The organism is Pseudoxanthomonas sp. LjRoot204_2 (genome assembly GCF_056175765.1).
Map to the genome: position 1 here is coordinate 1 of NZ_JBGFFG010000150.1, position 7,572 is coordinate 7,572.

General features: G+C 67.9%; 5 protein-coding genes and 1 pseudogene. 1 reads left to right on the plus strand and 5 read right to left on the minus strand.

What is annotated here, in order from left to right; genetic code table 11:
* From AC04L7_RS08825 to AC04L7_RS08840, 4 genes are all read right to left on the minus strand, one after another.
* The coding region (locus AC04L7_RS08825; protein ID WP_475512851.1) for a TonB-dependent receptor plug domain-containing protein at positions 1 to 1,570 on the minus strand (1,570 nt) is incomplete at its 3' end.
* Between the two features lie 74 nt (positions 1,571 to 1,644).
* The gene (gene pgmB, locus AC04L7_RS08830; RefSeq protein WP_436000550.1) at positions 1,645 to 4,656 is read right to left on the minus strand and encodes a beta-phosphoglucomutase; all 3,012 of its coding nucleotides are present in this window, start codon (positions 4,654 to 4,656) and stop codon (positions 1,645 to 1,647) included.
* Between the two features lie 240 nt (positions 4,657 to 4,896).
* Positions 4,897 to 5,925 (minus strand): LacI family DNA-binding transcriptional regulator, encoded by a 1,029-nt coding sequence (locus tag AC04L7_RS08835; RefSeq protein WP_436000552.1) that lies wholly within the window; start codon positions 5,923 to 5,925, stop codon positions 4,897 to 4,899.
* A 5-nt stretch (positions 5,926 to 5,930) separates the two neighbouring features.
* Positions 5,931 to 6,380 carry a DUF1801 domain-containing protein gene (locus tag AC04L7_RS08840; RefSeq protein ID WP_436000554.1) on the minus strand — a complete coding sequence of 150 codons (450 nt, stop codon included), beginning with the start codon at positions 6,378 to 6,380 and terminating at the stop codon, positions 5,931 to 5,933.
* A 311-nt stretch (positions 6,381 to 6,691) separates the two neighbouring features.
* Between AC04L7_RS08840 and AC04L7_RS08845 the strand changes: the two genes are divergently transcribed.
* Positions 6,692 to 7,324 (plus strand): OmpW/AlkL family protein, encoded by a 633-nt coding sequence (locus AC04L7_RS08845; protein ID WP_296278977.1) that lies wholly within the window; start codon positions 6,692 to 6,694, stop codon positions 7,322 to 7,324.
* Between the two features lie 66 nt (positions 7,325 to 7,390).
* Here AC04L7_RS08845 and AC04L7_RS08850 read toward each other — a convergent pair.
* Positions 7,391 to 7,572, minus strand: a pseudogene (locus tag AC04L7_RS08850) (hypothetical protein); the annotation flags it as partial.

The window sequence follows — 7,572 nt, forward strand, 5'->3', positions numbered from 1 at the left end:
ACACCATGCCGTTGACCTCCTGCCGCTCATAGCGCACGCCAGCGTCCAGGCGGATGCGGTCGTTGACGGTCCATTCGTCGGCGATGAAGAAGGCCGTGTTCTGGCCGTCGTAGTCGCCACGGATGTTGTAGAACGCGGTGCCCACGAAACCGTCGCGCGTGGCGACCTGCCCGTTGGACAGCGCCAGGTTCACGCGGCGCGCATTGTCCTGCGCGGTGAGCAGCATGTTGTTGCCCAGCCACCAGCGGTCCTTGGACGAATAGTCGGCGTAGTACATGCCGAAGGTCAGGGCGTTGCTGTCGGTCAGGTCGACACTGAAGCGCAGGTCGTTGGTGAACGAACTGATCTCCTTGTCCACCACCCAGAAGCCGGCCGTCAGCACCTGCTGGTTCGGATCGACCGCGCCGCCGCCATTGACGAACGTGCCGGTGCCAGTCACCCCTGCGCCATAGGTGTCGGTGATGTACGACGACAGAGTCTGCGGATTGGCGCCGGTGAACAGTGCGTAGGTCGGCGCATCGCCTTTCAGGTAGTTGAACTTGTCGCTGATCGTCCAGTTGCCGACGTACCAGTCCAGCGAGCCGCCGAACACGTCGATGTCCACGCCGCGGCCATCGGCCAGGTCGCGCGTCATCGTCTGGTTGCCGACGCCCGTGGGCAGCCTGACGCGGCGGAAGTCGTCGCCGACCAGCGTGCCGGTGGTGGGATCCAGCCCCGGGAAACCGGAGATGTCCTCGCCGTTGTTGCGCGAAACCAACGGTACCGCGGTATAGAACGTGTTCTTGTCGTCGGTGTGGCGCGCGTAGAAATTGAACTCGCCCTCGGCCCAGCGCTTGGTCAGCGTGGCGCTGAGCTGGCCGCCCTTCTCCACCGGAAAGCCGGTCTGGCGCACGCCATCGGTCTCGCGGTAGAAGCCGCCCACGCTGTAGTACCAGCCGGTGTCGGTGCCCAGCGGGCCGCCGCTGTAGAAATCGACGCGACGCAGGTCGTCGGTACCCACGGTCAGGCGCACCAGGCCTTCGGGCGTGTCTTCGCCCTTCTTCTGGATGAAATTGACGGTGACGCCGGGCTGGCCGTTCGAATAGATGGGGCTGGGGCCGCCACGCAGGCCTTCGACGCGCGCGATGGTGTCGTCGATGCGGAACAGCGTGGTGTTCTCGAGGAACGACAGCGTCGGCGGCGGGAAGATCGGCGAGCCGTCCAGTTGCAGGGTGAAGAACGGTGCATCGCCCTCGGACGGCATGCCGCGCACGAAGACGTTGGCGCCGGTACCGCCGCCGCTGGCCTCAGCCCAGACGCCTGGCACGATCTTCAGCAGGTCGGCGGTGCTGGTGGGCGCGGTTTCCTGGATCTGCTCGGGCGTGGCGGTGCTGATCGAGAAGCTGGCGTCGCGCTTGCGCAGGCCCTTGAACTTGGCCGTGCCGCTGACGACCACGGCGTCCAGCGTCTTGGCCTCCTGGTCGGCGGGCGCCGCGGGTGCGGCTTCCTGCGCGCTCGCCAGCGCCGGCGATAGCGCCAGCGCGATGGCGGCCGACAGGGCGTAGCGCATCGGGTGCTTGGTGTGTTGCATGGTCCCTCCCTCCACTTGCATTGTTGTCGTGTTGTTGGCTGGCTGCCCACCGCGGCTTCTGTGGCCACGTGCGGTCAAGGCGATACGAACGTCCTCAGGTCAAACGCGTTGATGTGCGGGATGACGGCATCGGCATGGCGCAGCGCGCGCGCGTCGCCGATGCCGATCGCGGCCATGCCCGCCGCATGGATGGCTTCGATGCCGGCCGCGGCGTCTTCCACGCCGATGCAGCGGTGCGCCGGCACGCCGAGCGCGGCGGCGACGTCGAGGAAGATGGCCGGGTCGGGCTTGGCGCGGACGATGCGCCCGGCATCGGCGATGTAGTCGAAGCGGTCCGCGATACCCAGCTTCTGCAGCAGCGTCGGCGCATTGCGGCTGGCCGACGCCAGGCCGAGCTTCAGGCCCGCCGCGCGCGCCGCATCCAGTACCTCGCTCACGCCGTCGAACAGATCCTGCGGACCGACGTGCGCGATCTCCTGCACGTAGTAGCCGTTCTTCGTATCGGCCAACGCGCGCTTCTCGTCGTTGGAATAGCTTCGCGTGGCGCGCTCGAGGATGATCTCCAGCGACGCCATCCGGTCCACGCCCTTCAGGCGTTCGTTGACCTGCAGGTCGAACGGCACGCCGATCTCGTCGGCCAGCCGCTTCCATGCCCGGTAATGCGTGTGCGCGGTATCGGTCAGCACGCCGTCGAGATCGAAGATCAGCGCGTCGCAAGCGCGGGGCAGCGGCATCTTAGGTGGCGATGGCACTGCGAGCGGCAGCGCGACTTCGCGCCCTGCCTTCAGTATCACTTCGCTGCCGGCGTGGCCGAACGCCAGCGCATCGCCCTCATCCAGCCGATAGCGAACACCGCGCGCGTCCACGTCCACGCGCAGCGCGCAGCCGCGCCAGCGGAGGTTGAACCCGTAACCCTTCCAGGCCTGCGGCAAGGTGGGGGCGAACTGCAGCCGGCCCGCCACGATGCGCAAGCCGCCGAAGCCCTGCACCAGCCCCAGCCAGCTGCCGGCCATCGCCGCCATGTGCACGCCGTGGTCGGTGTTGCCGTGCAGGTCGTCCAGGTCCACACGCAGGCTGGCGTCGAAATAGTCCCAGGCCTTGCCGTTCTGGCCGACCTCGCTGGCCAGGATGCCGTAGACCGGCGCCGACAACGTGGAATCGTGGGTGGTGACGGCGTCGTAGTAATCGAAGTCGCGGCGCTTCGCGCCCAGGTCGACGCCATCGCCGGCCAGCACCATCGCCATCACCACGTCGGCCTGCTTGCAGACCTGGTGGCGGTACAGGGTGAGCGGGTGGTAATCGAGCAGGAGCGGGCGATGCGGCCCTTCGCGCCTGGGGAACGGCCAGCGCGGCTTGGCGAGGAAATCGTCGTCCTGCGGATGGATGCCGAGCGCCGCGTCCACCGGCAGGTGCATCGCGTCGGCGGCGCGCTGCCAGAGCGCGACTTCATCGGCATCGAGCCCGATGCGGCTGGCGAGGGTGCGCAGTGCATCGGGGCGATCGGCGGACAGGCGGGCCCAGGCGTCGACGGCGCGCTGCAGGTGCCGCTGCGCCATGCGGTTGGTGTACCAGTTGTTGTTGACCAGCGTGGTGTACTCGTCCGGTCCCGTGACCTCGTGGATGCAGAACGCACCGTCGAGCCGCGGATTGAAATGGCCGGCCTGCGGCCAGATGCGCGCGGTCTCGAAAAGAATCTCGGCGCCAGCCTCGCTGAGGAAGTCGAGATCATCGCTGGCGTCGAGATAAAGCCCGATCCCGTAGGCGATGGCGGCATTGATGTGGTACGCCGCCGAGCCGCTGGGATAGTGCGCGGAACATTCGCGGCCGGCGATGGTGCGCCAGGGGTACAGCGCACCGCGGGGATGGTTCATGGCACGCGCGGTGTCGCGTGCGCCGTCCAGCGTGCGGAAGCGGTACATCAGCATCGCGCGCGCTACGTCCGGTGCGGTGAACGCCATGACCGGCAGCACGAAGGCTTCGGTATCCCAGAAGCAATGGCCTTCGTAGCCTTCGCCCGTGATGCCCTTGGCGGCCGTGCCGTTGATGCCGTCGCGCCCCGCCGACTGCAGCAGGTGGAACAGGTTGAAGCGCAGCGCGAGCTCCGCCGCGGCATCGCCCTCCACCGACAGGCCGGCACGCTGCCAGAACGCATGCAGGCCGTCGGCCTGCGCGGCCGCGATGCCGTCGAAGCCGACGCGCAACGCGCGCGCCAGCACGGCGTCGACGCTGTCCTGGGCCTGGCCGTTGCCGTCGTCGTAAGCGACGTACTTCTCGATCACCACGGACGCGCCTGGCGTCAGCGTGGCGCCGAAGCGTTGCTCCACGCGGCCATCGCCCGCCTGCGCCGCGGTGAACACCAGGCCCGGCGACAGCCGGTGCCGCTGTGCGCACACCAGGGCGACGCCGCTGTGATGGGTGCGCTGCGTCAGCCGGGCGCCTTGGTCATCGGCGTGCTCGTCCGCAACGTGCAGCTCTTTGCCGCCGTGCACGCCGATGCGGGGATCATCGCCCTGTTCGACGGCCTGCCGTCCGGTCTCGATCGATGAACACAGCGTCAGTGGGCCCGCATAGTCGATGGACGCCACTTCGAACCGGATGGCGAGCAATGCGCGCTCGGCCAGCGGCACCACGCGGCGCGCGCGGATCTCGAGCGTATGCCCCTGCGCGGTTTTCAGGCGCAGGCGGCGCTCGAGCGCCCCGGCGGCGAGATCCAGCGTGCGCTCGAAGTCGAGCCACTCTGCTTCCTGCAGGCGCAGCGGCGTGTCGCCGAGTTGCAGCCGGAGGTGCTTGCCCTCGGCGACCGGCACCCGCGTGTCGGTGCTGCGGGTGAAGCCGGGGAAACGCTCGTGGTAGTGGATGGGGTTCTGCTCGAACACGCTCGACAGGAACGTGCCATCGCTGGGGCTGTCGTCTTCCTCCAGCGCGCCGCGCACGCCCAGCGTGCCGTTGGCGAGGGCGAACAGGGTTTCATCGCGCGCCGCGCGTTCGCCGTCGAACGCCCGTTGGATAAGCCGCCAGGGATCGGACCGGCTTTCGCCCGCCGTGCCCTGACCCGATGTATGCGCCTGCTTCTGTTCCACCGACATCCTCGTGCTCACCTGTTACCGGCCGTGGCGGAACCACGGGCGGGGGCACGCTAGAAGTCGTTGTTATCGATGTCAAGTTATCGATGTCAAAGAGCCCTCTCAAGCTCCGGAGTCCTGCCAACGCCGAGGCGGGGACATAGACAAATCCCTTTTCATTCAATGGCTTGTTGACAACAAGACGCGGCTCGACGCGCCCGGATGTCCACCGGGTGGCCGCTGCGATGCAGCAGCACAATGCGCTCAGGTCGTGCGGATGACCAGATGGGTCGGCAGGGTCTCGGACACCGCCTCGTCGCCCTCGATCAGGGCGCGCACCTTGCGGGCCAGCAGCACGCCGGCATCGATGAAGTTCTGGTGCACCGAGGTCAGCGGCGGCACGTAGGTCGCGCCCAGCGGGGAGTCGTCGTAGCCGATCACCGAGACATCCTCGGGTACCCGCCGCCCACGTTCGATCAGCGCGCGGATCGCGCCGATGGCCAACAGATCGCTGGCGGCGAACAGCGCGTCCACCTGCGGGTTCGCCTGCAGCAGCGCATGTACCGCATCCGCGCCCGCGCCGACGGTGAAACTGGTGACGGTCGGCGCGATCGGCGTGATGCCATGGCGCGCCAGCGCGGCGCTGAAACCTTCGAGGCGTTCGGCGAACTCGCCATGGGCCGGATCGCCGAGGAACGCGGGGCGGCTGCGACCGAGCGCGATGAAACGCTCCGCCGCCAATGCACCGCCGCGGCGATTGTCGCTGCCGACCACGACCTGCGATTCGTGCCGGCTGACCGCACCCCACACCACCATCGGCCGGCCCCAGCGCTGCACTTCGTGCATCGCGTCCTCATGCGCGCCCTGGCCCAGCAGGATCACGCCATCGGCGGCCTGCACGTTCGGCAGCGAACCGCCCTGCAGCGAGGTCAGCAGCACGCTGTAGCCGGTGGAGGTCAGTTCCTGGGTGATGCCGCCCAGCAGATCGAGCGGATAAGGCCCCGACATCTGGCGCTCGACGGTGGGCTTCATTTCCACCACCACCGCCACCGTCATGCTGCGGCGGAGCTTGAGGTTGCGCGCGCTGACATTGAACGAATAACCGTACTGTTGGGCGACCTCGCGCACGCGGGCGCGCGTTTCCGCATTCACCAGCGGGCTGTCGCGCAACGCGCGCGAGACGGTGATCGCCGATACGCCAGCCACTTTCGCCAGATCCGCCATGGTCAGGTGGTCGCCGGGCGACGGCAGCGCCGTGGCGCCGGTACGGCGCTTGCGTTTGGCAGGGGGCATGCGGGTCACGTCCGTGCGCGGCTGGCTTCGTATTGTGCAATAAGCGTGTCCACCGGCGTGGAGGCGATCACGCGGCCGATCACTTCGGGCAGCAGCTCGGCCGGCTTCTTGAAGCGCAGGCAGCTCTTGCCCACGTCCAGCTTCATGCCGGCGTCCGCGTAGGCGTTGCGCAGCACCACGTCCTGCGCGGAGTTCGCGTAGCACACCGTCAGGTAGAGCGCGTAGTACTGCTTCTGCGCGGCCAGCGCGACATACGGCAACGGCTGCTTGTTGTAGGTGGTCGGATAGCGCGACAGCGGCACCTCCCACGCGATCATGCCCCAGCTCATCGCCTCGACGTAGCCGTCGGGGATGTGCCGGTTGACCAGGTCGCGGACCGAGGCGATCACCGTGCGGCGATCCTCGGGCAGTTCCGCGAGGTATTCCTCGACCGTCTTCGCCTTGCTGCTCGCCATGGCGCCACTCCGTTTGCGCGAACAGTAGCGCAGGCCGGGGCGACCCGCCATGCCCGGCGGCGCCCGACGGAGCGATCGCTGGCACGGCGCATGGCATGAATGACGGGCCGCACGCGCTCAGCGAAATGCAGGCACCGTGAAATGGAAGCGCGAAAGGGTGCATTTTCAGCGCCGTTCTCGATTGGTTCACGTCGCGCAGCAGGAGGCATTCATGCAGTGGTGGTTACGGTGCGCTCGCCCTGACGGCGGCGACGCATCACGCATCGCAACGCACGGAAGGGACATAAGAAAACAGAACAGGAGATTCCTGCATGAAATCCATTCGTACCCTCACGATTGCCCTGGCTTCCCTCATTGCCGTACCTGCCCTGGCGCAGGATGCAACGACCGATACGACGTCCGATGCCGCCAGCAAGCGCTTCGCCGTGGTCGGCGGCGCCGCCATCCTCAAGCCCGATCGCGATCCCGCGCCCGGCCTGAAGATCGACGGTGACGTGGCGCCCGTGATCAGCGCAAGCTGGTATGCCACCCCCAACATCGCCGTTGAACTGTGGGGCGCCGCCGACAAGTTCAACCACCGCGTCAAGGCGGATGGTGCCGGCAAGATCGGCACCGTCGACCAGCAGCCGATTGCGCTGAGYGGCCAGTACCACTTCGGTACGCCCGACCAGGTCATGCGCCCGTTCCTGGGCCTGGGCTACTACGAGTCCAATTTCAGCAACGAGAGCATCGGCGGTGACGGTGCGCACGTGGGCCTGGAAACCGCCAAGGGCGCCATCGCCACGGCAGGCATGGACTTCAACATCAACGAAACCTGGTTCGCGCGGACCGACGTGCGCTACATGAAGGGTGACGCCGGCGTGCGCGTGGCCGGCCAGGGTACCGGCGAAGAACTGACGATCGACCCGTGGGTCGTGGGCGTGGGTATCGGCGCGCGCTTCTGATCCATCGCTCCAACGCGCCGATGGGGCGGCGGGCTTCCGGGCCCGCCGCCTTTCTGCTTTCCGCCGTCAATGCGCGCCGTATCCCCGCAGCCGCTCCAGGCGCGCGACGCGCCACTTGGCGCCCCAGGCGTAGACCAGGTAGTAGCCGAGCAGCAGGCCGCCGACCGCGAGCAGGCTGCCATGCCCGCTCAGCAGGGCGTGCGTGGCGGGTTCGGCCTGCGAGCGCCAGTACTCCACCATCTGCACCA